30 protein-coding genes are annotated in these 26,592 nt (G+C 43.9%); 5 read left to right on the forward strand and 25 right to left on the reverse strand.

Annotation, left to right across the window (positions count from 1 at the left end; genetic code table 11):
- Window positions 1-3: 3 nt before the first annotated feature.
- From LDX50_RS06605 to LDX50_RS06645, 9 genes are all read right to left on the reverse strand, one after another.
- The gene (locus LDX50_RS06605) at window positions 4-504 is read right to left on the reverse strand and encodes a cupin domain-containing protein (RefSeq protein ID WP_225697644.1); all 501 of its coding nucleotides are present in this window, start codon (window positions 502-504) and stop codon (window positions 4-6) included.
- Complete coding sequence (locus tag LDX50_RS06610; RefSeq protein WP_225697645.1) at window positions 495-860, reverse strand: cupin domain-containing protein; 366 nt, start codon at window positions 858-860, stop codon at window positions 495-497. Before LDX50_RS06610 ends, LDX50_RS06605 begins: the two co-directional genes overlap by 10 nt.
- A complete protein-coding gene (gene ppk2 / locus LDX50_RS06615; RefSeq protein WP_225697646.1) occupies window positions 857-1,639 on the reverse strand; it encodes a polyphosphate kinase 2 in 783 nt (260 codons plus the stop codon). Before ppk2 (LDX50_RS06615) ends, LDX50_RS06610 begins: the two co-directional genes overlap by 4 nt.
- 5 nt (window positions 1,640-1,644) lie before the next feature.
- Window positions 1,645-2,547 (reverse strand): polyphosphate kinase 2, encoded by a 903-nt coding sequence (gene ppk2, locus LDX50_RS06620; protein ID WP_225697647.1) that lies wholly within the window; start codon window positions 2,545-2,547, stop codon window positions 1,645-1,647.
- A 63-nt stretch (window positions 2,548-2,610) separates the two neighbouring features.
- Window positions 2,611-3,525, reverse strand: a complete 915-nt coding sequence (locus tag LDX50_RS06625; RefSeq protein WP_225697648.1) for a ribose-phosphate diphosphokinase — start codon at window positions 3,523-3,525, stop codon at window positions 2,611-2,613.
- The gene (locus LDX50_RS06630) at window positions 3,506-5,020 is read right to left on the reverse strand and encodes a thymidine phosphorylase family protein (protein WP_225697649.1); all 1,515 of its coding nucleotides are present in this window, start codon (window positions 5,018-5,020) and stop codon (window positions 3,506-3,508) included. Before LDX50_RS06630 ends, LDX50_RS06625 begins: the two co-directional genes overlap by 20 nt.
- On the reverse strand, window positions 5,008-5,838 hold the full coding sequence (locus tag LDX50_RS06635) for an ATP cone domain-containing protein (protein WP_225697650.1): 831 nt from the start codon (window positions 5,836-5,838) through the stop codon (window positions 5,008-5,010). Before LDX50_RS06635 ends, LDX50_RS06630 begins: the two co-directional genes overlap by 13 nt.
- Window positions 5,835-8,423, reverse strand: coding sequence for a cation-translocating P-type ATPase (locus LDX50_RS06640; protein WP_225697651.1), 2,589 nt, complete (start codon window positions 8,421-8,423; stop codon window positions 5,835-5,837). The genes LDX50_RS06635 and LDX50_RS06640 overlap by 4 nt, the downstream gene beginning before the upstream one ends.
- The gene (locus LDX50_RS06645; protein ID WP_225697652.1) at window positions 8,420-10,117 is read right to left on the reverse strand and encodes a Na/Pi cotransporter family protein; all 1,698 of its coding nucleotides are present in this window, start codon (window positions 10,115-10,117) and stop codon (window positions 8,420-8,422) included. The genes LDX50_RS06640 and LDX50_RS06645 overlap by 4 nt, the downstream gene beginning before the upstream one ends.
- Before the next feature lie 175 nt (window positions 10,118-10,292).
- Between LDX50_RS06645 and LDX50_RS06650 the strand changes: the two genes are divergently transcribed.
- Genes LDX50_RS06650 through LDX50_RS06660 form a run of 3 tightly spaced genes read left to right on the forward strand, consistent with a single transcriptional unit; the run spans window position 10,293 to window position 12,360 of the window.
- Window positions 10,293-11,108 carry a universal stress protein gene (locus LDX50_RS06650; protein WP_225697653.1) on the forward strand — a complete coding sequence of 272 codons (816 nt, stop codon included), beginning with the start codon at window positions 10,293-10,295 and terminating at the stop codon, window positions 11,106-11,108.
- A gap of 12 nt (window positions 11,109-11,120) precedes the next feature.
- Window positions 11,121-11,939 carry a universal stress protein gene (locus LDX50_RS06655; protein WP_225697654.1) on the forward strand — a complete coding sequence of 273 codons (819 nt, stop codon included), beginning with the start codon at window positions 11,121-11,123 and terminating at the stop codon, window positions 11,937-11,939.
- Between the two features lie 10 nt (window positions 11,940-11,949).
- Window positions 11,950-12,360 carry a hypothetical protein gene (locus LDX50_RS06660; RefSeq protein WP_225697655.1) on the forward strand — a complete coding sequence of 137 codons (411 nt, stop codon included), beginning with the start codon at window positions 11,950-11,952 and terminating at the stop codon, window positions 12,358-12,360.
- Here the strand turns inward: LDX50_RS06660 and LDX50_RS06665 are convergent.
- The 4 genes from LDX50_RS06665 to LDX50_RS06680 form a co-directional block, all read right to left on the reverse strand.
- Window positions 12,347-13,396, reverse strand: coding sequence for a hypothetical protein (locus LDX50_RS06665; RefSeq protein ID WP_225697656.1), 1,050 nt, complete (start codon window positions 13,394-13,396; stop codon window positions 12,347-12,349). The genes LDX50_RS06660 and LDX50_RS06665 overlap by 14 nt on opposite strands.
- Window positions 13,375-13,818 carry a DUF2267 domain-containing protein gene (locus LDX50_RS06670; protein ID WP_225697657.1) on the reverse strand — a complete coding sequence of 148 codons (444 nt, stop codon included), beginning with the start codon at window positions 13,816-13,818 and terminating at the stop codon, window positions 13,375-13,377. The genes LDX50_RS06665 and LDX50_RS06670 overlap by 22 nt, the downstream gene beginning before the upstream one ends.
- Before the next feature lie 21 nt (window positions 13,819-13,839).
- Entirely contained in the window at window positions 13,840-14,358 is a 519-nt protein-coding gene (locus tag LDX50_RS06675) for a P-loop nucleotide/nucleoside kinase family protein (RefSeq protein ID WP_225697658.1), read from the reverse strand.
- A gap of 146 nt (window positions 14,359-14,504) precedes the next feature.
- Entirely contained in the window at window positions 14,505-14,966 is a 462-nt protein-coding gene (locus LDX50_RS06680; protein ID WP_225697659.1) for a CBS domain-containing protein, read from the reverse strand.
- A gap of 237 nt (window positions 14,967-15,203) precedes the next feature.
- Here LDX50_RS06680 and LDX50_RS06685 point away from each other — a divergent pair, with 237 nt between their 5' ends.
- Entirely contained in the window at window positions 15,204-15,548 is a 345-nt protein-coding gene (locus tag LDX50_RS06685) for an META domain-containing protein (protein WP_225697660.1), read from the forward strand.
- A 51-nt stretch (window positions 15,549-15,599) separates the two neighbouring features.
- On the opposite strand, the gene LDX50_RS06690 is transcribed toward LDX50_RS06685, so the two are convergent.
- The 10 genes from LDX50_RS06690 to LDX50_RS06735 all read right to left on the reverse strand — a co-directional run bounded on the left by LDX50_RS06690 (window position 15,600) and on the right by LDX50_RS06735 (window position 23,392).
- Window positions 15,600-16,382, reverse strand: coding sequence for an energy transducer TonB (locus LDX50_RS06690; RefSeq protein ID WP_338029999.1), 783 nt, complete (start codon window positions 16,380-16,382; stop codon window positions 15,600-15,602).
- Between the two features lie 140 nt (window positions 16,383-16,522).
- Window positions 16,523-17,611 (reverse strand): Gfo/Idh/MocA family protein, encoded by a 1,089-nt coding sequence (locus LDX50_RS06695; protein ID WP_225697661.1) that lies wholly within the window; start codon window positions 17,609-17,611, stop codon window positions 16,523-16,525.
- The gene (locus LDX50_RS06700; protein WP_225697662.1) at window positions 17,608-18,033 is read right to left on the reverse strand and encodes an NUDIX domain-containing protein; all 426 of its coding nucleotides are present in this window, start codon (window positions 18,031-18,033) and stop codon (window positions 17,608-17,610) included. Before LDX50_RS06700 ends, LDX50_RS06695 begins: the two co-directional genes overlap by 4 nt.
- 107 nt (window positions 18,034-18,140) lie before the next feature.
- Complete coding sequence (locus tag LDX50_RS06705; RefSeq protein WP_225697663.1) at window positions 18,141-18,701, reverse strand: hypothetical protein; 561 nt, start codon at window positions 18,699-18,701, stop codon at window positions 18,141-18,143.
- Between the two features lie 99 nt (window positions 18,702-18,800).
- Window positions 18,801-19,667: a DUF5777 family beta-barrel protein gene (locus LDX50_RS06710; protein ID WP_225697664.1), complete on the reverse strand. Its 867-nt coding sequence runs from the start codon at window positions 19,665-19,667 to the stop codon at window positions 18,801-18,803.
- A gap of 12 nt (window positions 19,668-19,679) precedes the next feature.
- On the reverse strand, window positions 19,680-20,216 hold the full coding sequence (locus LDX50_RS06715) for a YceI family protein (RefSeq protein ID WP_225697665.1): 537 nt from the start codon (window positions 20,214-20,216) through the stop codon (window positions 19,680-19,682).
- Window positions 20,213-20,590: an OB-fold putative lipoprotein gene (locus LDX50_RS06720; RefSeq protein ID WP_225697666.1), complete on the reverse strand. Its 378-nt coding sequence runs from the start codon at window positions 20,588-20,590 to the stop codon at window positions 20,213-20,215. Before LDX50_RS06720 ends, LDX50_RS06715 begins: the two co-directional genes overlap by 4 nt.
- A gap of 2 nt (window positions 20,591-20,592) precedes the next feature.
- Window positions 20,593-21,372 carry a SprB repeat-containing protein gene (locus LDX50_RS06725; protein WP_225697667.1) on the reverse strand — a complete coding sequence of 260 codons (780 nt, stop codon included), beginning with the start codon at window positions 21,370-21,372 and terminating at the stop codon, window positions 20,593-20,595.
- 72 nt (window positions 21,373-21,444) lie between these two features.
- Window positions 21,445-22,845 carry an outer membrane beta-barrel protein gene (locus tag LDX50_RS06730; RefSeq protein WP_225697668.1) on the reverse strand — a complete coding sequence of 467 codons (1,401 nt, stop codon included), beginning with the start codon at window positions 22,843-22,845 and terminating at the stop codon, window positions 21,445-21,447.
- A complete protein-coding gene (locus tag LDX50_RS06735; protein ID WP_225697669.1) occupies window positions 22,838-23,392 on the reverse strand; it encodes an RNA polymerase sigma factor in 555 nt (184 codons plus the stop codon). The genes LDX50_RS06730 and LDX50_RS06735 overlap by 8 nt, the downstream gene beginning before the upstream one ends.
- 113 nt (window positions 23,393-23,505) lie before the next feature.
- Here LDX50_RS06735 and LDX50_RS06740 point away from each other — a divergent pair, with 113 nt between their 5' ends.
- The gene (locus tag LDX50_RS06740; protein WP_225697670.1) at window positions 23,506-24,348 is read left to right on the forward strand and encodes a zinc-dependent peptidase; all 843 of its coding nucleotides are present in this window, start codon (window positions 23,506-23,508) and stop codon (window positions 24,346-24,348) included.
- Window positions 24,349-24,399: 51 nt separating this feature from the next.
- Here the strand turns inward: LDX50_RS06740 and LDX50_RS06745 are convergent, their stop codons facing one another.
- Window positions 24,400-24,909, reverse strand: coding sequence for an energy transducer TonB (locus tag LDX50_RS06745; protein ID WP_225697671.1), 510 nt, complete (start codon window positions 24,907-24,909; stop codon window positions 24,400-24,402).
- Window positions 24,910-24,973: 64 nt separating this feature from the next.
- Window positions 24,974-26,539, reverse strand: coding sequence for a sodium:solute symporter family protein (locus LDX50_RS06750; RefSeq protein WP_225697672.1), 1,566 nt, complete (start codon window positions 26,537-26,539; stop codon window positions 24,974-24,976).
- Between the last annotated feature and the right edge of the window lie 53 nt (window positions 26,540-26,592).

The following is a 26,592-nucleotide window of genomic DNA, read 5'->3' on the forward strand; positions in this document are numbered from 1 at the left end:
TCCTTACCTTGTTAACGATGTGATCAAATGCTCGTGTTGCGGAAATTCCGCTATTAACTCCTCACGTATTGCAAGATGAAAATCATGAAAATCAAATCCGGGTGCCACCGTACATCCTACCAGGCTGAAAGCGGTATGGTCATTTACCCTTGATGCGAACCAGTGATTGGCCGGAACAACTGCCTGCAAACATTCACCACTGGAAAGATCCCTTCCAAGCACTATTTCAGTTTGTTTACCCCTTGGATCAATCACATACACCGTCATGCTTCCGCCTTCATAGAAATGCCACATCTCATCCGACTTGATTCGGTGAAAAGCACTGAAATTACCCGAAGTAAGCAGGAAATAAATCCCGGTTGAAACATTCCTTTGGTCTGATGTCCAGGTCGGAGTCATCAGATCCTGTGACCTGTAAGTTTCCCTGTAGTAACCCCCTTCCGGATGAGGCATGAGTTCCAGCATTCGGATGAGCTCTTCGATCCGGTCTGACTTCAAATCCACTCCTGGTTATTTATGGTTCTTTCCGATTCAATTGCTCCCGAATGCAATGTGGATGCCGGTTCAAAGAGCAAAACCCAAACTTCCTCGTCATTTTTTGTATAGGGATAATGTTCAACACCTTTAGGTACCACAATCAATTCCCCCTCACGGACTACTTCTTCAGAATCACGGTACTTCATATACAGTACACCCTTAATTACCATAAAGAGTTCATCTTCATTTTCATGACTGTGCCACATAAAACTGCCGGACAGCCGGGCAAGTTTTACCTGCTGGCCGTTCAACTCGGCAATAATATGCGGGTGCCACTGATGGGTGAATTTTCCGAATTTTTCTAAGATATTAATGGTTTTCATTTTTTCACGTAGGGTACTGCGTCCAGAATGTAACGGATTGCCTCCATTCGCGCTCTTGGCTTTTTGTTTGCCTTTATGATGATCCAGGGGTTTTCTTCTGTATTTGTTTCAGCAAACATCTTTTCCTTGTATTCCGTATAAACAGGCCAGAGTTCCTGGGCCTTTTCATCTACAGGAGACAGCTTCCACCTTTTCAGCGGATCTTTACGGATATCTTCGAAACGCAGTGCCTGTTCTTCCTTTGTGATCGAAAAATAAAATTTAATCAGGTGAATTCCGTCGCTGGTAATCATCTTTTCAAAGGCGTTCACCTCATTCATGAAGCGCTGGTATTCTTCGGGTGTACAAAAACCGTTAACCGGTTCGACCACAGCACGATTATACCAGCTCCGATCGAAGAAAACTATTTCACCCGGATTCGGCAGCCGCTGGATATAACGCTGAAAATACCACTGCCCCTTCTCAATTTCAGTGGGCTGAGGTAAGGCCACTACCCTGTAGTGCCGTGGATTCAAATGATGTGTAATCCTGCGGATCGCACCGCCTTTCCCGGCTGCATCCCTTCCCTCGAAAAGAATACAAAGTCTTTTCCTGTGATTAATAATCCAGTTCTGCAAGGCAATAAGCCGCACTTGTAGTTTTTCAAGTTCCTTTTCGTAAAGCACAAACCTGAGTGCCTTTTCGGGGGATACATTCCCGGACTGTTGCAGCATGTGCATTAAGGCTGAATTTGAATTCAGGCTTTTTATTTCAAGCGGCTTTAATCGGTTCTTTTCCATAACTATTAACTGTCAAAGGATGTAACAGAGCGATGATACCGGTTCACAAGATTCGGATCCGGCAATATGAGTGCATTCGTATCAGACTTTCCATCGTATTCGAACTGAGAAAGGACGTAACGAATGCTTTCAAGCCGCGCTATTTTTTTCTTGTTAGTCTTTACGATAATCCACGGACTGAACGAAGTATGCGTCATGCTGAACATCTGATCTTTGTAGTAGGTATACTTATCCCATAATTCCTGGCCTTTCTGATCTACCGGGCTCAGTTTCCACTGCTTCAGCGGATTCTTACCCCTTGCCTGAAATCTTTTAGCCTGCTCTTCCTTGGTGATCGAAAACCAGAATTTAATTACAATGACCCCATCTTCAAAAAGCATATGTTCAAACTCCGGGACCTGCCGCATAAACTGACGATACTGGTCTTCATTACAAAATCCCATTACCGGTTCCACCACAGCCCTGTTATACCAGCTGCGATCGAAAAATACGATCTCACCTGCATTGGGCATTACTCCTATATACCGGCGAAAATACCATTGCTTGCGCTCCAGATCGGTAGGTTTTGAAAGCGCCACAACCCGCATAGCACGCGGATTCAGATGTTCTGCAAACCGCTTGATGGCACCCCCTTTTCCCGCGGCATCTCTTCCTTCAAATATGATTGCCACCCTTAAATTGTTGGCGATCACATGAGCCTGTAATTTCACCAGCTCTATCTGAAGATCCCTCAACTGCTCCTCATAGTGAATATTGAATTCTATTTTGCTTATGTCGCGTTTGCGATCCCTAAGCTTCTTCCTGAGGGTATCTTTATCTTTTAGTTGTTTGAAATCTTCTGCCGTAAGCAACTGAGAAGGATCAAGCTTATTTTGCAGCGCCTTATCAGTTAATATAAATTGACTCATTGATTATTCGTTAGATAGCAACCTAATTTACAAGAATTGTGAAAAGAATGATATTAATCCGTTTTAAATTGAACGCTGAATTTCACTTTTAAGAACGGATGCAACCATTGCATCAATGCTGATTTCATTGGTTTCATGGGGAATAGAGTTTGTCGTAACCACTCGAAGAATGGCATCATCATGTAAAATCCGCTCTGCATCCCCGGCAAATATTGCATGGATACCAATGCAGATGACCTTCCGGCCCGTCTGATTATATATTGTTGAAGCTGCCTGCTTCATTGTCCTTCCTGTTGAAAGAATATCGTCCACAAGAATCGGTTGTCTTGTCCCGGCCAATTCCAATCCACGCGGATCAATAGAAACCGAAAAATCTCCCTGCCGCATTTTCGCAAGCACTACATAGGGACAGCCCAGTTTATCAGCCATCGCAGAAACCCAGGGCTTGCTTTCACTGTCAGGTCCGATCAGAACCGGGTCAGGAACATTCCGTTTAATCCAGTCTGTAACAATGCCGGTTGCTCTCAGTACACGTGCCTTCCCCTTGTATAGATCATTCAGGTCTGTTATCCGATGCAAATGCGGCTCAATGCAAATAAGCTCATCTATCCTTCGGGAAATAAACTGCTGCATTATTGAAGCTGTGATCACCTCTCCCGACTGAAATCGAATATCCTGCCGCATATAGGGCAGATAAGGTGTGATAATACTGATCGTTTCGGCACCCATTTCTCTCGCTGTTTTACAAATGAGCATGAGCTCAATGATCCTGTCATTAGCGGGAAATAACGAGCCATAGATCCAGAGGTACCTGCCATTAAGGTCTGTCGGAAAGCGTATGTAACTTTCCCCATCAGGAAAATGACGGATTTCAAGCTGTATTAGCTGAATGCCCAGCATAGCTGAAATTTCCCGGGCAGAATGCTCATAGCCCGGGAAACTGGCAAGAATGTGTTTCTCAGGCAATTGTGATAACATGATCTTCTGTCTTTAAGAAATTGAGTGCATAATCCAGCTCACCGGTAGATTGGGAGTGGATCACAAAAAGCAGGTCACCCTTATGCACTTTTCGCCCTAGTGGTGCATCAAACCAAACACCAGCTTCCGGGTCTGAAGGAGCGCCAGCCAGCTTGGCTATCCTGGCCAGTTTACGATTGTCTATTTCAGTTATCGTTCCCGACTTTTCCGCGTAAATGTTCCTGGTATATTTGGCAATTCCAGGTTCAGTAAATCCCCCCTGAGCCATGCAAATTGCCATAAACTTGTCTAGTGCCTCGCCTGATTCCAAAATTCGCCGGGCAGCATCTGTGCCTTTTCCTTTCAGCTCCTGATCTACCAGCTCAAGAAGTTCACCTGCGAGCTGAATAGACTTTTCCTTTAATGCCCCGGGAGCCTGGGGATCATTCCGCAGTACCGCTAAGACGTCATGCGCTTCAAGTGCGGGCCCGATACCGCGACCAATGGGCTGACTGCCATCAGTGATCAGAACCTTGAGAACAAACCCAAGTTCCTTCCCTACAACTTTAAAATAATACTTTAGACGTTCAGCATCTGATTCACTCCGAACCTTAGCCGTTGATCCAACAGGAATGTCAATAATAAGGTGTGTGCTGCCTGCAGCGGTTTTCTTTGAGAGAACAGAGGCGATCATCTGACCTTCACTGTCGATATCCAGCGATCTTTCGACGCGTATCAGTGTATCATCTGCCGGACTCAGGTGATTTTCACCGGAAACAATGCAGCCATTATGCAAATAGACTATCCGCTGAATCTCTTCCAGGTCCAGTCCGACCTGCGTCATCACACGCATTGTATCTGCCGTACCCGCAGGTGACGTGATTGCCCGTGAAGATGTTTTTGGTATAGTGATTCCGGCAGCTGCGACGATGGCAACCACAATGGGAGTCGTACGATTTCCCGGCAAACCACCAACGCAGTGCTTGTCGGCAATTACCGACTTTTTCCATTTCAACCGGTCTCCTGCATCCACCATAGCACGTGTAAGTGCGATTATTTCATCGGTCGACAGTGAATCCCCTGCACATGCGGTGATGAATGCCGACAGATGAACTGCCGCATACCGCCCTTTCACAATGTCCTGAATTATCTCCGTCATCGCCCCGAAGTCCAGTGTTTTCCCATAAATTTTTGAGCGCACATGGCGTAAGGACTTGATATCACTTAAATGACTGATTTCTAATAAGTCACCTTCCTTTACCTTGAGCATTTGTGCAGCACCATTCGATAAACCTGCTTCGCCAATTTTCAGCAATGATTCTGACGTCACCATCTGTATACTGGCAACCAGCGATCCTTTATCACTCTTCACACGAACACGTGTGAGGGCTTCAAAGCCTTCAGAAACACAAACCTCACTGTCCTTGCGAATGAAGATCATATGCTCCTGGAGGGTCTCTATGCCAAGCTCCTTGTAAAGAGGTCTTCGGTCTGTTTTATTGATTATTTCTGACATAATACTTCGGCTTCTTCTATGATTCGGTCTTTCCTCTGTTTACTTCTTACCACACGGTCGAGCACATTGGGTTGGGCTATAAGTTCTGAACACAGCAATATTCCCAGGTCGATCAGTGCACGTTTTTCGGCCCTGGCAATGGTTGTAAGGCAGGTTACCGGATGCAATCCGCTGGACTCAATCAGATCTTTCAAAGAATATTTTTTAGGGTGTCCCCAGGAAACAAGCCTGAGGTCCGAGCACCGGCCATATTTCTCTGCATCTTCTGAAAAACGGGTATTGGTCACGAGCCAGCCCTCTTTTTTCCTGTTTTCGTCCGATAGTCCGCCGGCAATATCGATGAAACGGGAATTGAAATAAAGCGAGGTTTTAACATCTGATTTCCTTCCCTGATCGGTGTGATATTTACACTCCATGAATATGACCTTTTCCGTATTTTGCGCAAAAACATCGACCTCGTGCGTAACGCATTTGCCCTTTTGAATAAGATTGGTCTGTACTTCATAACCGTTATTTTCCAGTATTTTAGCCATGAATCCCTCAAAGGGATATCCTGCAGGTCCTAACTCCAGTATGGCGGACTTCAGTGAATACCTTGCTGCGGTACTGTTCTGCTGTTTTTTCAAATACCGAAAAGCCTGCTTATAGATTTCCTTCGTCGTAATAAGATCATGCATACCTTTCATTACGTATTCTACAACCTCATCTGCCAGTAGTACATCAGCCCCTGCTCGCTTTAATGAATTTCTTAGTTTATTGGCATCAAACTTTACTTTATCGCCGGAAGCTTTAATGACAGTATAGTCCTGATCATTCATGATTTCGTTATTTTCTTTATTATCCGGATGATAAACAATGGAGCAGCACTTGCCAACAAAATAATCAGCCAGGACCTGGGCTGAGGCATTGCCAGGCTGAGGATTTCGTTTAGGAAGGGTACCAAGAGTGCTATTGCCAGAAGAATCAAACAAAGCACAATGGCGATCCAGAGAAAGCGGTTCCTGAAAATTGGATTCCGGAAGAAGGAATCGCCTGAGCTGGTAAGATTAAACGGGTGGATCAACTGAGCCAGGGCCAGTGAGAAGAATGCGATCGTATTGGCTTCAGCGTAACTATCTGAGAGAAAATGTACACTGTAGTAATAACCCGCCAGGATAGTCAGGGTCATAACTGCCGAATACATGAATATTGATATCCAGCTTGAGCGATCCAGGATGGGGTCATTGGGATCCCGGCTATGATGTTCCATCACCCTTTCATTTCCTTTACCCATTCCCAGTGCAAGCGCTGGAAACACGTCGGTAACAAGATTCAGGAAAAGAATTTGAAGGGCAAGCAACGGTAACGAAGTGGAAAGAAAGGCCGCAATGGACACAACCATAATTTCTGTGAGGTTACACGAGAGAAGGTAAATTATAAAGTCCCTGATATTCCCAAAAATGATCCTCCCCTGTCGGATGGCTTTCACAATTGATGTAAATGCATCATCCTGAATGATCATGTCTGCCGCTTCTTCTGCCACCTGCGTACCCCGTTTGCCCATAGCGATTCCTATATCAGATTTCTTTAGTGCCGGGGCATCATTCACGCCATCTCCGGTCATTCCCACAATATGGCCATTATCCTGATAGTAGGTCACCAGCTGCAGTTTCTGATAGGGAGTAACGCGCGAGAATATGTGGGCACCTTCAACCATCGATTCCCATTGAGCCCCCTCAGTTTTATCCAGATCTGAACCGTGTATGATTTTTAATTCTCCGGAACCAAGTCCAATCTGCCGGGCGATCGCCTCTGCAGTGGCAGGATGATCCCCTGTGGCCATTATAATTGTTATACCGGCTTTATGGCATTCCATAACAGAATTTTCCACATCACTTCTGGCAGGATCGAGAAAACCAATCAGACCCAGAAAGTGAAGATCCGCATCAATGCCGGATGGCTCCTTTGTATGTCGATGTGCTGCGAATGCCAGCACTTTCAGACCCTCTCTTGCCAATTGTTCTGTGTGCTGATTCCATTCATCCAGAAATTCGTCGGTAATGGGGATGTGGTCCCCGGCAGACACACATTTATCGAGCAATTCTGCCGGACTTCCCTTTGCGACCGAAAGAAACTGTTCCCCGTGCTTGTAAAGGTTAGCCATATACCGAATATCACTATCAAAGGGTAATTCATCCACCTCTTTCCATTCATCCCTGATTTTTTCAAAATCCGCAGGATTTTCCTTTCTGAAGTAATCCCATAGGGCTGTCTCTACCGGGTCTCCCTGAAGGTCTCCATCCTGAGAAATGGATGAATTATTGCATAAAACAGCAGACATCATCAGCAGTTGCAAAACTTCCCCATCATCGGCCACAGGGACGACGGTATGTACCACCAGCTGATTTTCCGTAAGTGTTCCGGTTTTATCGGTTATGATAACGTCTGTTTCACCAAGTGTTTCAACCGCAGCCAATTTTTTAATGATCACATTCTCGCGTGAAAGCAGCATCATACCGCGGGCAAGTGAAATGGTTGCCACAATGGGCAGGCCTTCCGGAATGGCTGCCACAGCAAGTGCTATAGCTGTCTCCAGGATCAGGTAAAATTCATTTCCGCGAATCCAGCCGGTAGCTATAAAAATGAGGATCAGCCCCAGTGTTAGCCAGATCAGTTTTTTTCCAAACTGATTCAGCTTTTCATTCAACGGTATTTCGTCTTTATCTGCCGATTCAACCATTTGAGAAATTTTGCCTATCTCGGTATCAATTCCGGAATGAACAATCACGGCAACCGCATTACCTTTTGTAATAGAGGTGCCCTTATAGAGCATATTCACCCTGTCTCCCAATGATGTACCCTCTTCCAGTACAATTTTAGATTGTTTCACTACAGGAACTGATTCACCTGTAAGGCTGGCTTCATTTACTTCAAGTCGCTGATCTTCCATGAGGCGGGAATCAGCCGGAATCATGTCTCCGGCCTGCAACTGAATTATATCACCCGGAACTAGCAAACGTGACTCTATGGTTATTAACTCGCCGTTCCTTCTCACCTGGCAAAATGTCTTATCTAGCTTACGCAGGGCCTGCATTGAATGGATGGCCTGTGATTCCAGGGTATAACCGATACCGCTGTTCAGCAGGATCACACAGGCAATGGCAATGGACTCTGCAATATCTCCAAAGAAGTATGAAATGACGGCTGCAATTAAAAGCAGGTAAACGATCGGACTTTTGAACTGTCGAAGTAATATCTGCCACCTGGGAGTTTCGAAGGAACCTGGCAATTCATTATATCCATATTGTTCCAGTCTGTTTTCGTTTTCAGCGTCTGTAAGACCTTCCGATGTAACAGCTAAAGCCTTCAGTGTATCCTCAATGGATAGTGCGAAGGGATTCTCTATGGTTTTATTCTTATTCATTTGCCTATGATTCCCATGTTAGCGAATTCTCGTGCCAATTCGTTTGGCATAATGAAATGATTTAGCGCCAGAATGAGGGATCTGTGCGTAGAATACATTTCCCGGTTTACTGTGAGGGCGGTAGAAATATCGAGCGGTGGAACCTCTTTTTGAAATTTCTTTTCAGAAATGAGCAATGGTATGTCGTCGTAGTTCTTCTGAATTTCAGCACTTAGTTTAATCAGCATTTCCATGTCATGCGCTGTGGCAGAAAAAAAGATAACGGCATGTTCAATAAATTGGCCTGAGTTTGACTTGAACGCCTGGTAGAGATTCATCAACGAGTCGATGCCGGCATTTTCGAAATCCCGTAGATTCGGCTCTATATCCTTCAGGCTCTTGGCGGAATGAAGCGCATAGCGAACCACAAGCATTATCTGATTGAGTCGCACAGATTCTTCCGGTTGGAGCTTTTCCTGCTGTAGACTGTTGTAAAAGGCAAAAATTTCGGACTCCAGCTGTTTGACTTGAAGGTACTGCTTGCTAAATGCATCCCTGCCCTGCCAGAAGCTCGAATGAACCTGTTTGAATGCCAGCCTATTCAATTGTATTACATCTTCAAGAAGTCCGCCCGTTTCGTTCTTTAGTGCCTGAATGGCTTCTTCGGATAATTCAAATGAGCTGATTTGGTGAATGAATCTGCCCATGAATGGTGTTGACTTTTTAAAACGGTTTTCAAGGAACCGGGCGAAATATGAAAGTGTTGGTGCAAAAATCAGTATCCCAATCAGGTTAAACGAGCTATGAAACGCCACAACTGCCATCAGTGGATCGGCGATCCCTAGTACTTTCGTGATAAAATTGGTGATGGGTACCATAAAGATGAAGGCTATTATATCCGTCACAAGGTTGAAGAGAAAGTGCCCGAGGGCTACCCTTTTCTTAATAGGGATACCGGGCATACCTCCTATCAGAGCAGTAATAGTGGTACCCAGATCAGCGCCAATCACCATGGCTGTAGCAGCAGGGAATGTAATGATGCCACTGTTCAGCGCACTTAAGGTAATTACCATCGTGGCAGAACTGGATTGAATTATCGCGGTGAATATGAATCCTACCAACAGAAAAACTACCGGGCCATAATTGGCATAGGGCGACAGATCAAAGGTTTGGGCCAGAAAATCAATGCTGGTCTTCATAAAATCAAGTCCGAGAAACATGAATCCAAACCCGATGAGGAGGCGACCGATATTCGAGGGCTTTTCATACTTGCCAAGAAGCAGATAAGTGATGCCACCAATGGCAAGCATGGGCAGGGAAAAACTTTCAATGCTGAATTTAAATCCAAAGATTGCTACAATCCAGCCTTTCAGTGTTGTGCCCAGGTTCGATCCAATGATGATACCCAGCGCGCTCGTCATGGTCATTATTCCTGCACCTACCATGGCCAGGGTCATCAATGATACCACCGAGCTGCTTTGAAGAAGTGCAGTGATGACAATTCCGGCAAGGATCGCCTTGATACGGGTATTGGTATTATTGCGAAGAAATACACGAAAAGACCTGCCTGCAAGCGTGCGCAGCGCTACCTCGATCTGCGACATTCCAAATAGAAAAATGCCCAGACCTGCAAGAAATTTCCAATAGTCAAATTGGTCCCACATCGTTATGGAAGGTACCGAAATAACTGTTGCATAGGTTATGACCTTACTCAAGTTCGGCTTTGATTGTAATCACTTATTGCTATCGGGCTCAACAAATGATTCAGACTGATTAACATCATTTGTCAGGTTGAATCAAGTCATGGTTAATACCATCTAAAAAATGCTATTTTCTTCCGAACGATCTTGAACCTCCGGAAGAAATAGTTCCGGATAAAATAATGTTGTTATGGATGCCCAGAGAATTCTCGTACCTGTTGATTTTTCGCGTTGTTCAATGAATGCCTTGAATAGTGCAGTTCACATTTCAAAACACTTAAAAAGTGAACTCATTCTATTTTATGTAAAACAGGAAATGATTCTTCAGGATAATGAGCATTCACATTTTGAAGACGACTTGCTGGATCCTGATCTGGAAAAGAAATTCAAACGGCTTCAAAAGGAAATATCTGATCTCAGGAATATACCACACAGGCATATCACTCGTCTTGGTGAAGTTGACAAGGAGATCGCACGCCTGGCAGCAGAGGAAGAAGCAGACCTCATCATCATGGGCACCAAGGGTACAAGTGGAATATACGAGGTGCTCATGGGAAGTAATGCGTACTCCGTAGTTCGTACAAGTAAAATTCCCGTCCTTGTAATTCCACAAGGCTCCCAGATTGATGAAATACATCATGTTGCACTGGCCGGGGATTATAAACCGATTATGGCAGAAATGCTGGAGCCGGTGAAACTGCTTGCCGGCATTGATGGTGCCGACATTCATATTGTTCATGTTGGAGAGTCTGCCAATCTTAATGAAAAGGAAAAAACAGAAGCGATGAAGTACGACAGGTATCTTAAGAATTACCGTCATCATTATCATCTTATCGTCGGAACAGATGTTGAAGAATCTCTGAACGACTACTGTTCAAAAAAGAATATCGACATTCTCGCCATGATCCCACGGAAGCATAAATTGTTTGACCGTGTTTTTGACGGAGGCGAAACCAAGAATATGGTGTTTCATACCGACATTCCTTTATTAGCAATCCCGGAATAAACCTAAAAGACCATGAAAATCCTTGTACCAGTAGACTTCTCTCCCTCTTCAAAACGGGCCGTTACATTAGCAGAACAGCTGGCCGATGCATTGGATGGTAAGGTTATGCTCATGCATATTCTGGAACCTGTCGGTGGCGATGTTGCTTTTGTGGCTGATTATGATCAGATGATCACAGATGCTCAAAAAAGTCTTGACGGAATCCGGTCTTCCATCAGGGAGAAACGCATGGGTTCCGTTGAAACGGTTGTTGAGGTAGGATTTCCTACTGAGCGAATTCTGCACAGAATAGAAAAGGACGGCATTTCCCTGGTGGTTATGGGAATGGAAAATGATATGTCCTGGCTTGATCGTGATGTGTTCGGCAGCAATGCCTATGACATTATCAAAAAGGGAAAATGTGCAGTTCTGACCGTTCCCGTAGATTGCAAAGTCAGCAGCCTGAATAAAATCATGCTGGCTGTTGAATTACGGGAAAAAGAAAATATCTATCTGCTATCCTTCCTCAAGAGAATAGTCAGGGAATTCAATTCCGAATTGTACATAGTTCATGTTTCTTCTTCAGAACATGTGGATCTTACATTTGCCACATCTGATTCCATATTATGGCTGAAAGGTCAGCTTGAAGATGTGCCACATCACTTCATTAACCTCAAAGCGGAAAATGTACCTGATGCTCTGAACCTTTATGCCGAAGATCATGACATGGGACTGATGGTCCTTAGTCCGGAAAAACATTCATTCATTCAACGTTTGTTTGAAGGAAGCACAACAAGAAAGACGGTGCTCCACGCAAGGGTACCGATTCTAACATTTCCAATAGACTATTAAGACTACGATTATGAAACCTGCAAAGAGACAGTATGGTGTTTGGCTTGATTCCAGGAAAGCCTACATTTTTGAATTGGGTAAGGATGATTTCATAACAATCCAATCAGATATTGAAGAATATAATCCAAAAGGTGGGTACGGGACACAGGTACCATACCAGTTCCAGGATGCGACATCCGAAAGCACCTACCTTGAACGGAAAAAACAACAGGAGAAAAAATACTTTACCGATATCATATCAGCATTACAACATGCCGAAAAGATTGTTATAATGGGGCCTGCAGAAACCCGCAAGCATCTTGAAAAGGCAATCAATGAAGACCATAAACTAAAGGGTAAAGTAGAAGATAATCTTCCGCTGGATTCTCTAACCGAAAACCAGATCCGTGCTCAGATAAGGGATTATTTCAGCGTTCATTAATTGCGCCCAGTTCTTTCGAATAACCCTGCATTAAATCCAGGTATCGGGCAGCTTCGCCCAAATAAGCATCATTATGAGCATCGCTGATGGCTCTCAGAAGATTTACTTTTGCGCGGACGTTGGCACGGTAGGCTTTGTAAAAAACAAAGAGGGCATATTCCCTTTCGTTTCTGCAGATCGGGTAATTTGTGTTATAATATTCAAGAAAGACTTCAGCGAGTTCACGGCAGCCGAATGACTCCAGGTCCATACAGAAAAAAGCGATCTCATTCAGAAGATCTATGCGACGATAGTCCGGGTTAAATTCAATACAATCAAAAATTATGGGTCTTTCGGCCAGAAAAATATTTCTGGAATGCAGATCACCGTGACAGTCCCTGACAAATCCAGAATGCCCCCTTTCCTGAAGCATCAGGTGATTTTCATTCAGAAAACGGGTATTCAGATCAATCATTTGCCTGATGATAATCCCATATTCCTCTCCCAATTTTTGCGTTACATACTGCTCGTGTTGCTGAATGGCATTAACCTTTACCAGTAACCCCTCCGTATCCTGATTGTCGAATCGAGTGGTTTTCGAGTGAAACGTAATTAGCTGATCTGCAATGGCAAAAATATCCTGATCCCCAACCATTCCTCGTGTGAGAAGCAAATCCATACGGCGCTGATCGGGCAGTCGCTTCATGTGAACGGCAAAATCAATGGTTTCTCCCATGGATGTACCAATAGCAAATCGATCCTGTAATCTGCTTACTGTAACAACCCCTAAATAAATACCCTGAGTAAGCCGGTTGTTCAGTCGGACTTCCTCCTGACAGAAATATTTTCGTTGTTCCGGTGTTGAGAAATCCAGAAAATCATAATGGATTGGCTTTTTGATTTTGAAAACATCCTGATCGCACAGGATTATCCAGGAAATATGCGTTTCCTGTAACTCTGGTTGATTACAGGCACAGGAAAAGGAGCCCTTTTGAATAAGGTTATCAATATCGTCCCGGTTCATGGTAAGCCTGCTCAGGCAATTGCTCCATGCCAAAGACCCTTAAGGTTCGCCGGCAGCGCGTTTTCAATATCGGCACTTTCACCTGCTGAAATATGTCTTTTTAGTACAGTAATCACTGCTCTCAGCGCGTTTTCACCATCTTTCAGGGTCATGAAATCGTGGTGTCCTGCGGGATAGTCCTCATGGATCATTTCCCGGATCAGGCTTCCTGTATCCCGGATTGTCCTGTTGGGCTTTTCATGATATTTCCAGCCATCAACATAAAGTGCCTTGATAATGAACGGCAATTCAGCCAGCAAATGAAATGATTCCTGAATAGGCAAGCGTTCACGGAGTGCATGGAGGACGGATCTAAGTACGCGAAACGCGAGATCCCGGTTATTTTCCATTCCTAACTGTTCAGCCACCTCATCCAGAATCAGGTTGCCTTTTTCTGTATGTTTATTAAAATCCATGATTAGCATTTTTAAGTATTCTCAGTTCTTAACGGTCGTGGCGGGCTTAAAATCTTCGAGATATTTTAAGGCACGCTTAATCATCTCATCAAGATTTTCATTGGTTGAATCAAGTGTGAGATGCTCCCTGCGCATTGGTTGAAAATTCTTTTTGATTAATAAGTGGATCGGGTAATCCGCATCACTTTCGGGGCGATTAACATTTAGCCGGGTGCGGATAAGGGTATCCTCAGCCCTTATTTCTATCCATGCAATTCGACAACCAATAGATTCAGCTTCATGATTGAATGGATCCCTGATTTCTCTGGTGAAGAAAGTTGCATCCATCACAAGGGGTTCTCGGCGATGCAGGTAATCGTACATGATAGCCAGCATCTTACGGTAAACAGCAAGTTTCTCATCATGAGAATAGGTGGGAGAATTAAATAATTCACGCCTGAGGCTATCCGAACTGATGTAGGTTCCCTCAAGTCGTTCTGCGAGCTTCCTGGCAAAATAGCTTTTACCACTACCGGGTAATCCAAATACGGCGACAATCATTGCCTTTTCTTTTCAATGAAGTTACAAAAAAGCAGTCAGACGGCTGTTGATTCGCATCAAGGCGCGCAGTGATTCTGGTCAGTAGAATGATGCATAAAAAAAGCAGACCATGTTGGTCTGCTGATAATTTTATCCAGGCTGTAATACTACCAGGTTGTGTCTTTCAGGTTCTGGCAAGCCCGCATGATGTCACGCTGACTGATCTGCCCGAGTAATTTACCATCCTTTACCACGGGAAACCTCCGAATCTTCATTTCGAGGAATTTCCTGGCAGCGTCAAAAATATTTGTTTCCGGAGGCAGGGTATACACTTCCCTTGTCATATGTTCCTCAACACGGCCTGATAAATTCGGTGTATTGTTATATTTTCCCCGAACTACCTCTTTCAAACAGTCACCTTCGGAGATAACACCAACCAGGTTTTCATTCTCATCAACGACCGGCCCCCCCGATATTTTCTTTGTGATCAGGGTTTTGATTACGATATCCATTGTTTGATTCGGACTGAAAGTGATCAATCGACGTGTCATGTAATCTTCGACATGAACATCTTGCATTTTGTGCCCTTTTTCCTTGACGACAGCGACACCCCGATAGCTCTTTACCATGATTATAAAGTTTGGTCCTTTCTGAAAATACAAAAAAATGATGGATTATCAAGATTTTCTATTCACTTCCATGTGTATCAGGGGATAATATTGGCATAGACACACTGGTTTTTCTTATTGATGATAGGTATATTGAACTGATATTGTAATAAAAATAAATCGGGTTCAATTATGACCAAGTCTGTTTTAGTTTTTTGTATTATCATGGCTTTTTGTTCCTGCAAAAGTACCAACACTATGAGTTCTTTTGATTTTCTCACACAAAAAGCCTGGGTGCTGACTCAAATGAATGGAGCATCAATTCAGGATGACCTGTTTACAGGTGAGTTGCCATTTCTTGAATTTAGTGATGGAGGCGGACTTACCGGATTTTCCGGGTGTAATAATTTCAATGGAAATTTTTCACTTACTGACGACGGAATTATGCTGGATCCTGGTGCAATGACCCGCAAAATGTGTCCCGGAGACGGTGAACAACAATTTCTGGATGCACTGGCCAAAGTGGATAATTTCGATGTCAACTCTGAAAGTCTTGTTCTTCGCGGAAATGGCAATAATCTACTTTCTTTCCAGCCAAAATAAAAAACGGGAACCAAAAGGCTCCCGTTTAATAATGGAACGGCATCCGGCAAATTATTCCTTGATCATGAAATAGACCGGTATTACCATTCTAACCCGCACTGTCTTTCCACGTTGTTTACCCGGGATCCATTTAGGGGCGCTTTTAAGCACTCTTACCGCTTCTTCATCACATCCGCCCCCTATTCCTTTTACCACAAGGAAATCCTGAAGGGAACCATCCGCATTCACAACAAATTGTACATAAACACGGCCACTGATCTGCATGCGAAGTGCCTTTGACGGATATTGCAGGTTTTCAGCCAGGTATGTCATAAAGGACTGCATTCCACCTACAGGTTCAGGTGCCTGTTCAACAATCAGAAATATCTCATCTGCATGCTCCTCTTCAGGTGCATCCATGTTTTCAATGATTACCTCTTCAATTTCCATATCTTCAGTAATCTCCATATCAAGATTGATCTCAATCTCTTCAATGATCTCTTCCTCACTCACTTCAACTATATTGGGTTGCTGTATGACTTTTTTGGGAGGTGGAGGTGGTTGTTCAGTTACCGGAATATCAAGCAATTCTTCAACCTGAGAGATATTAGCCTGCAGATCTATATTGTCTGCGCGGTCGTAAAACTTCCAGTTGAATAGCGTAACAATAGCAAGCATGCTCACCAGGAGGCCTATACTTGCAAACAACATTTTACGGGTTTTAAACTCTTCATATCGCTGGCGTTTCAGACGGATCAGATCGCCAACAAAATCGGCCCTCTCATATACCTTTCTGGTATTTTTATGACTGATGATCAGCGAGGGTTCTTGTGCGGGTTTTTGTAAGGGTAACATAACGCTGAAATTTTGTTCCATTAATCATATAGGAATATCACTATTTCAGCACAGTTTTAAACTGACCGGTATAATTCGTCAGCCTGATTGATATCAGATAATCAGCTGTACATTTATCATGCTAAGGTGAACTATTTGGTCTACAGAGTTATCTCCCTGCCATTTTGCATGGCGCTCTGATGAATGGCTTCTACAATGCGAATGTCCTTTAAGCCTTCTTCCCCGGGAACCAGAACTTCTGTATTTCGCAGTATTGCCAGCGCATCATCGTCCATCTGTCGGGCCTGCTGGTTGGGAATGTTTTGATTCAGCACCTTCCCGTCACTTGTGGTTCCCTGAATACCTGTATAGGATTGAAACGGACTGAGCTCATACCAGCCATTCTTGCAATCAACATGGAGTGTGTTCAGGCTTTCTGCAAGGCTTGTCTTGCATGTTGCCTGAACGCCTCCCGGGAATGTCAATTGAAAATGTGTGATCTCATCTGCCTTGCTGAAGATTTCAGGGCGCGTATATTCATAGGTTGCTTTAACCGACAAGGGCTCTGAATTGGTTGCGTAACGAACCGCATTTAACGGGTAGACTCCCATATCATACATGGCTCCCCCTCCCATTTCCTTGTTTAACTTCCAATGACTGGTTCTACCCTCACGGTAACCCGCCTCCGCAGAAAGTGAGATGATATTTCCATAAGGTCGTGTTTCTGCCCATTTCATGATTTGCCTGGTATTTGGTTCATGCTGCATGCGATATCCGATACTTAAATAACGTTTGTTTTTCCTGCAGGCATCAATGATAGTCTGGCACTCAGCGGCCGTACGGGCCATAGGCTTTTCACACCACACATGTTTACCTGCCTCAGCAGCAATTACACTGTATTTTGTATGCAACGAAGGAGGAAGGACAATGTAAATGACATCAATAGCGTCATTGTCAGCCACCTCATGCATATTTTCGTAGGAGTAAACATTCCTGTCCGAAATTCCATACCTTTCCTGCCATACCGGTATTTTTTCCTTGCTGCCCGTAACAATGCCCCGTAATTCACAATACTCTGTGAGCTGAAGTGCTGGTGCCAGCAAATCGGTACTGTAATATCCTAGTCCGACTAAAGCTACGCCTAACTTGCGGGATGGCTGACCGTAAATCCGTGTGAGTGGAATGCCTGTTGAAAGTACGGCAGCCCCGGCAGCCATTTTTTGGAGAAATCTGCGTCGTTGAATTGTCATAGTGTTTGGAGTTTGTTTAGAGCACGGGCTATTATTTCCTGGTGATCAAAAGCCAGTTCTGGTAGATTATTCGTATGGAACCAGCCGGCTTCCTTTGCATCATCACCGGCCTGAATGGCGGGTGCAGTCTCAAAGTATACCATGTATGCAACAGAGACTGTTCTTCCCCTGGGGTCACGTCCGGGTCTGCCAAATACGCCTACTTCGATGAGTTCATCACCCGCTGTAACATGCGTTTCTTCAAGCAGCTCCCTTCTCGCAGCTTCCGGAATATCCTCGTCGGGGTCGACAAATCCGCCGGGCAGCGCCCACGATCCCCTGAATGGTTCATTTTTACGTTGTATGAGTAAAATTTGAGGAATATCTCCACTGGCGAGTACGATAATATCGACAGTAAGTAAAACAGGTACTGGCAAGGTCATGCCAGAAGTTACATCAATATTTTTTGCAAATCAATCAGATAAAAAAAAGGGCCCAAATTTGGGCCCTGAATAAAAAATTAAGTTTGGTAGTTCAGGCTAAAAAATAGTTATTCAAATGACTTCCATGAATTATATTCATCCATCAGTACCTTCAGATCCTTGAAGGAATATTTATTGCTTTCCACATCTTTGGTGAGATATGAATGATCAGCGATATAACTTACAATTGTGGTCTTGAAACTGTTAGAAGAGATTTCACGTGGCAATAATTCGTCCGATCGTTTCAGAAGATAGATACTGCGGCCATCACTTAGCTCGGAAGCATAAAGAACAATTTCACCCCAGCTTAACGTTCTGATCCATACTGATTGCCCACTACGGTTACTCGACTGATCGATATAGAGTGTATTGATGTATTCCACCGTTTCACCGTTGAGCACAACCGTGATTGAACGAATCTCACTGCTCTCGACCTCCGTATTTTGGCCGGTTTCAGAATCCTTAAAAATAACTGCCTTGGCAGTGGCGGTTTCAGGCACTTTTACAAGCGTACTCAGGCGACTACCATCAACACGAAGCACCTGTCCCGGTATAAAATTATCTTCATCAGCTGCGTATAAAGCCACACTCAAAAGACATAAGGATATAGCAATTCTGATCGTTTTCATGTCCATTGATATCGCCCGCACCTTTGCTGTAACCTTTCATGTAAGGTATGCGTGAAGAATGCCCTAAGTAATTACTTAGACGTCTGAATATCAGTAACTTTATTGCTTCTTGAGCTGAAATGCCCGTGTAATATTAAATCCAAGGTGGATATCTCCGGCAAAAAAATCATTCATTGTTTCAGCAATAAACCCCTTTTCAATCATAGAACGTGAATTTGTCAGCTGAATCTGAAAAACATGTCCGCCAGTTTCAATATCAATGCCGATGGCCAGTGAATTGTAACTATCGTCATTCAGCGGTTCAACCTGATAATAATATTCAAGGTTTAGCGAGATCCTTTTGCTAAGCTTTACTCTTCCCCCTGCGCCAATTGCCAGAATATCATTTCGCAGGTCATTCTCCCCTATTAAGTTAAAGTGAATGTAGGATGGCATAAGCTGTAAGGAAACCGATTCACTGAATTTATGTGCAATCAACAACTGTGTGGTATAGGCAAGCTTGTCCTTGAAAGACAAATCCTTTTCGGGCTGTCGAAGTGTTTTAACTGTTCCGGAAGTAAAAAGTGTAACTGAAACAGGTGAACCAACACTCTTCTGTCGAATGACCCTGTATTTGAGAAAACCATCAAAAGTTTTTTCAAACGAACTTCGGCCAATTCCAATGTAGAGCTTATCCGATATTCCATACTCCAGTCCAAATCGGATGTTACTGTTATCGAGTCCAAAAAGGTTATAGCCCCCGCTGCTCAATTCGCCAAACCGATGCGAAATAATGAACTCAAGCGTCCCTGCTCCTCTTGTTTCCACAGAATGACCATTAATCAGACGTGTACCCTTAAAGGTCGATTCAATTATTTGAGTGGCTTCAACCTGTTCAGATTCGAGGCTTTCTAACAAATCATTCTGTGCCAGGCCTGGAAGGGCAATGATCATCAGGCTGACAAAAGAAAAAAACGTTCTTAACATGGATTATGGTTTTTAGAAAGAAAATTCCGCAGTTACATCTACGACTTCAGCAATATTCTTTATGACCAGTGTTGGAATCTCTATTTCATGGTCCGCCACGGTAACTTTAAAATTAGTCGTCACATGAAGAACACCACTTTTCTTCTCAAAAATAACTTCAGCTGTAATTTTTCGGGTGACCCCGTGTATAGTAAGATCACCGATCACTTCCCGTGATATTTTTTCTGAAGGGTTGAGCAGCGACCCATTAAAATCCTGGATGTTGCCAATGAATGTAGCCTTGGGATATTTTCCGGACTCCATATAATTTTCATTGAAGTGTTCCTGCATCAACGACTTTTCAAATTCAAAACCACGCATCAACATAGTCACTGCTACTTCTCCGGTGGTGCCATCGATTGCTGCCAGTGCCTGACGGTTCACAGCTTCGATATCTTCCAGCGGAGCTTTTGAGTAAAAATGAACAATCCCTTCCCGGTCAATGAGACGCTGGGAATGGGAAATTCCTATCGAGAATATTGCAAAAAGCAGCGTTAAAAATAATTTCATCTGAGGATACATTTACTGAGTTGGACGTCGAGGAGCATGCCTGTGCAGACTCCCTCGACAGTAATCATTTCATTTATTTCAATTGATTTCGGTAACTCGCTGATAACTAGGGCACAACTTATCAGCAATTGATTATTTGATTTAAGTAAGACAACTCCGCTTTCAGGGTTATAACTATCAACCAGACCCGAAACAGCCAGGCGTTTTCCGCTGAATTTCTCCATAGCCGACGTTTCATCCTGGCTAAATTCTTCTGCCAGCTCAGACGCAGTCAATTCATACTCAACCTTTTCCTGATCAGGCCAGAGGATTGTCAGCACCAGTAACAATATTGCCATCCCCAGTACAGCGAGATAAACATTCTTTCTTTGCATCACTAATTATCCCTCGCACCGTCATCAACCCAACAGGCGATCAATTGCTTCTGTTCCTCAGAAAGGGTGGCATTCGGCGGCATGGTTCCATTACCAGTACGGGTTTTGATGCGGTCTGCATTCGAAACCACATTTGCGAATTCACGGAAATCAGGCGGTTGTGTACCAGCGTGACATCCTGATATTGCACAATTGTTAACGATGATCGGTGACACTTCAGCGTCCCAGCTGGTTCCATTAAAAACCTTTACAGTCTGCGATGTTTCGCAATCCTGAGCATCTGAGATAAGAACAGTATACTCCCCTGCCGTAAGCTGACTGAATATGGCTTCATCCTGAAACGGCCCTCCATCAATCGCATAAGAATAAGGGGGAACACCTTCTATGGCGGTGACTTCTATAGCGCCATTATCTGAACTGCAACCCGCATCAGTAAGACTAACTGCACCGAATTGCACTCCATCGAGATTGTTCACGGTTGCGGTGACGTTCGCACTGCACGGTGAATTGTCCTTCACAGTAACCGTGTAGACGCCTGCAGCCACGTTGGTGAACTGACCATTCGTATTGCTGTTTCCACCATTAAGTGAAAACGTGTAATTTCCATCACCTCCGGTAGCACTTACGGTTATCGCCCCATCCGCATTACCGCAATTTGCATCGGTTGTGCTGCTGAGTTGAATTTGAAGTCCGTATGTGGAACAGTTTACAGATGGTTCTTCCTGTTCGCTCTGACAGCCGAACAGAAGAATGATTAGCGAAAGTATTGAAAGTTTCTTCATAGTGTTTTGTTTAAAGAAGGGGCGATATTCAGGGAATATCACCCCCTACTAACCATATCAACCAGTTATTAGTTATTCATTAATTTTAAAATGTTTGCGAATTGTAAACATCATTCCGGAACCGAACAGGTCGACCTTTCCAAACCCCACTTGCTTCATCGGAATCTTCGCATACGGTTCGAGCCTCAGTGATAAATTCCTTCCAATGGTCGATTCGACCCCGAATGAGCCATTGAAGTACCCAAGCCATGCACTGGAATTCTCCGTAGTTTCCCATCCTTCTGAACCATAATAATTCGGCACACTGAAGTCATACTTGTAATCCTCATTGAGTATGAAATAATTGCTGATCCCGGCGCCGATGAAAAACCTGATTTTCGAATCAGGGTTAATAATGAAATTCAGATTGATCGGTAAATCGAGTATGCCGCAAACTGCGCGTACCTCATCCGGAATCATACCATCGGTATAATAATCCCAATAGCCTTCCGGTGGATTATACTGGTCACCTGATGCCAGATATCGCTTATTGCTGTACAATAATCCGGTATTGACCGACCACTGTCGACTGAAAGTATAGAAGACCTGTAACCCGAACTCACCGGATACTCTCCAGGGATCGCCATTTCCTGTACTGTTGAAGTCGGGTGAAATGCCCAACCCAATACTCCAATTGCTGAAGGTATCTTCCCTCTCTTCATCTTCATTCTCCCCGACAGATAATTGTTGAATGGTATTATCAGGAATACTGATATAGACTTTTTCAGGCATCCATAGATTCAGACTTTGCGGAAATGGCTCAAATGGCTTAGGTTCCCATGAATGAAGCAGCCCTGCCGGGAGTTCAGGGAGTTTGCCCCCCTCCTGTCGGAGGTTTATATCACCGGCATTCAATTGCTCGTCCGAAATTGTTTCAACCTTAGTATTACCCGGGTTATTATGATTCAAATTGTGATTTATCTCGTCAGATTCCCTCTCAAAACCTGGTTTGGGCTGGTTGTTTGCCAGATCCCCGGAATCTGAAGATTGTTTACTATCCCCGGGGCGGGCGATTGTCCCGGAATCGGTTTCAGTAGCCGGGTTGGACCCTTCAGAATTATCAGTGATTTCCGAGCGGATACGCTGCGTATTTTGGGAATCATCCGCTTGACGGGATACAGCGGCATCAGAACGGGTATCTCCCATTTCTTCGGTTTTCGGATTTTCCTCCGCAATCTGAGGGCTATTGTCCTCCCCACCAGCATTCTCCACAGTGAAATAACTATGCATGATCCAGCCGGAAAGAAATGCAAGAATTACCAATGCAATCCAACCCCATGGACGTACGCCATTATTTCTTATCCCTCCCGCAAGAAGATCATCCTCATCAAGCCGCTTCTCCAGGTTTTCCCAATCTCCTTCATTAAATGGAAACTCCACCTGTCTCAGCCTTTTCTCAAAGAATTTTTCTATATCGTTATTTTCTTTATCCATTTCGTACGCCAAAATATTCTTTCAACATAATCTGCAACTTTGCTCTGGCCCGTGAATAATTCGATTTTGATGTCCCGGTTGATATATTCAATAGTTTTGAAACTTCTTCATGTTTGTAACCCTCAATAGCCACCAGGTTAAATACGGTTCTGTAGGCATCCGGCAGCTTTTTCACAAGCGACAACATTTCCTCATAAGTGATAGATTCCAGAATAGTACTTTGCCCGGCAATCGTTTCAGTGTGATATGTATCATCCTCAAAAAGCATTCGGCTCTTTCGCTTAAAATGATCGATTGAACAGTTCACCATCACACGTTTTAACCACGGCTCAAATGGCTGATCCAGTTCAAAGGAGCGTATATATTTAAAAGCCTTGAAAAATCCATCATTCATGATTTCAACAGCATCCTCGCGGTTTTCACCATATCTCATACAAATACTCATGGCAAAACTGTAATAACGCTGGTACAATTTTTTCTGCATCGCCCGGTCGTTATCCCTGCAGCCCTTAATAAGGTTGACAATATCATTGTCAGGTTTGTCCAAAAGTGGTTACTGGTTGGTTAGGTATTGGTATCTACCTGCAAACTATAAAAAAAGGTTGCGTGTGGTTATTAAATAATCAGGTAATTCTTACTTTGGAGCCTTAAAGACAATCAATGGGTGCTACTCAATACATTTTATCCGGTCTTGGAATTTTTGCATTGGGATGGATTTTATATAAAGTTATTGACGAATCTGTTCAGGTAACTAAAATCATTTTCAATTATTCGACGCAATACAGGTTCAAGCATCTCTGGCATCGTCATATGATCCGCCGTCCTCTAAAAGAAAAATACAGGGTTATTCTTCAGGACTACTTCATCTACTATCTGAAATTAGGGGAAGAAGACAAGCAGCTTTTCGAAAAACGGCTGCAGCAATTCATCGACATGAAGGAATTCATCGTGAGGTCAAAATCACTAACCCTGAGTGATGAAATGATTGTTCTGATCTCCGCAAGTGCAATTCAGCTTACTTTTGGTTTTCCGGGAATATATTTCACCCATTTTCAGCGGATCCTGATCTATCCGGACAACTATTACTCGCTTATTACCCAGAAATATCATCAGGGTGAGGTGAACCGTGCTGGAATTATCGTTCTGTCATGGAAAAACTTCCTTAGTGGGTATACCGACCGTACCGACGGAAGAAATCTTGCATTGCATGAAATGGCTCATGCGTTGCTCCTTGAAGATAAAATTGTGAACGGGGAATACGAGTTCCTCTCACGAAGGCATCTTCGCGCGTGGGACTTGCTGGCCACGATGGAAATGGAACGAATCCGCAACGGTCAATCGATCTTCAGGGAATACGGAGCTACAAACCGATATGAGTTCTTTGCAGTGGCAATCGAAATATATTTTGAAAAACCGTACGAACTGAATGCTTACAGTCCGCAACTCTACCGAACCCTGTCAAATTTACTGAACCAGGATATTATCAAACTTCATTCGGCATGAACGATGAAAGGGTGACCGAAACCAATCACCCTTCCTTGAGAAAGTAATTACCTATTCCTCAAATTTAAAAACAACGGGCAAACTGAATCTGTATGCAACAGGTGCACCATCCTTCATTGCAGGATTCCATGCGGGCATCAGATTAACAACCCTAAGTGCTTCTGTATTCAGCAATTCGTCCTCAGCCGGTTTTGTAACCCGGGCATCACGAATGCTTCCATCCGGAGCAACGACAAAGTCTACTACTACCGTACCTTCCGATTCATTTTCGCGAGCTTCTATGGGATAAGTGAGATTCTCGCGCACAAAATCATTCAACGTTCCTGGTCCGGCAAAAGAAGGCATATTCTCCTCTGTGAGGAAGGTATATACCATATTTCCTTCCTCATCAATGAAGAAATCCTGACCCTCTTTTATAACGCCAGATTGTTCTTCTGCGTCGTCCATTACTTCTTCCATGTCATCCGCATCGATCACCTCGGTTTCAGATGGCTGTGGATTGCAGGCAAATAGTAATGCACCACCCATGAAAACGATTGGGATTATTCGTTTTAATAACATAGCTATCAGGTTTATTTTCCTCAGAGAATTTACTCAATTTTCATGAGAATAAATATGAGATAAATCAGAACATATAGCGCAATGCAATACTGAATGAGACGATTGCAACAAAGTAAATGATCAGGCCTAAATTCATTCTGGTAAGCAATGGCTCGAGTGTATCACCGCTTGCTTCATCCCGTGACGGGGCAGACCGGAAAGCGGAGATGAGCAGCGCGACCAGTAAGCTCACAAAAAAACCAATGGCATTCCACCAAAACCAGAAAATAGAATTTCCTACGACAAGCCACATGAAAATATTTACGCCCACCCCTGTCAAAAGGCCGGTATTCATTGAAAATGCACCTACACGCTTAAATCTGATCGCAACGAGAAATGTCGCAAGGATCGGCCCGAAAAAAACGGACCCTATTTTGTTTATCGCTTCAATGACCGTTGGCGCTATATCACCTGCATAAAATGAAAGTCCGATACAAACCAACCCCCAGAAAAGTGATGTCATTCTGGAATATCGAACATACCGGTCGGGTGGCACGGACTTACCTCTTAAAACAAAATCTTCAGTTGTGACTGCGCTTAGCGAATTAATGGCAGAACTTAATGAAGACATAGCTGCTGACAGGATTGCAACAATCAGAATTCCTATGATCCCGTGAGGGAGGTAATCCCTGATAAAGACAGGAATCATTAGATCAGGCTTATCTGCCGGGATCTGAGCGATAAATTCCGGGGTATTCATTGCAAACACCCCAACAATCAACCCCATGATGCAGTAGCTCAATGTGATAGGGAACCGGAGGAGACCGTTATAGAACAACGTCTTTTTTACAGTCGCCAGGCTATCCGCTGCCAGCAGACGCTGAACCTGGCTCTGATCAGTCCCATAGTAGGATGCATACAGGAAAAAACCACCAAAAAGCATGGGCCAGAAGCCAAAGGACTCCCCTTCAGCAAACCCGAGTGATCCAAAATCCACTGCTGTTAACCTGTCTGTTTCGACTAATTCAGTAAATTGACTCCATCCACCCAGCAGATCAAGACCGTAATAAAGACATATGAGAATACCGCCGAATAAAATGATCATTTGGATCATATCACCGTAAACCACGGCTTTCATTCCTCCCTGGTATGAATAGATGAGTGTAACCAACCCGATTACCAGTATCGTTTGCCAGAATGGAATACCAATAACGCTCATGATAATGAGAGCAACCGCATAGATCATAACGGCCGTTGCAAATGCGCGGCTAATCTGAAAAACCAGGCTCAGAAGCAATCGGGTGGAAATCCCAAAGCGTTTCTCGAGATATTCATAAATACTCACCACGCCGCTCCGGTACAGTGCTGGTATTAAAACCGTGGCAAGAAAAATCATAGCCAGCGGAACAGCAAACTCGTAGCTGAGCCACTGCAGTCCCCCTCCTTCCCGGATCCCCACAAATGCAGGGGCAGACATAAAGCTTATGGCGGAAAGCTGTGTTGCCATCACCGAGAGACTCAGTGGAAACCAGCCAAAAGACCGCCCGCCAAGGAAATAATCTTCCTTGTTGTTTTGCTGCTTAAAAAAATAACCAAGACCTAAAAACCCAATGGCATATAGTATGACGATCGTGTAATCGAGTGTATTCATTAGACGTGGTTTAATCCGGAATCGGTTAAAATATAAATTTTAAGCTCGGAGTA

Source organism: Fulvivirga sedimenti (assembly GCF_020328055.1).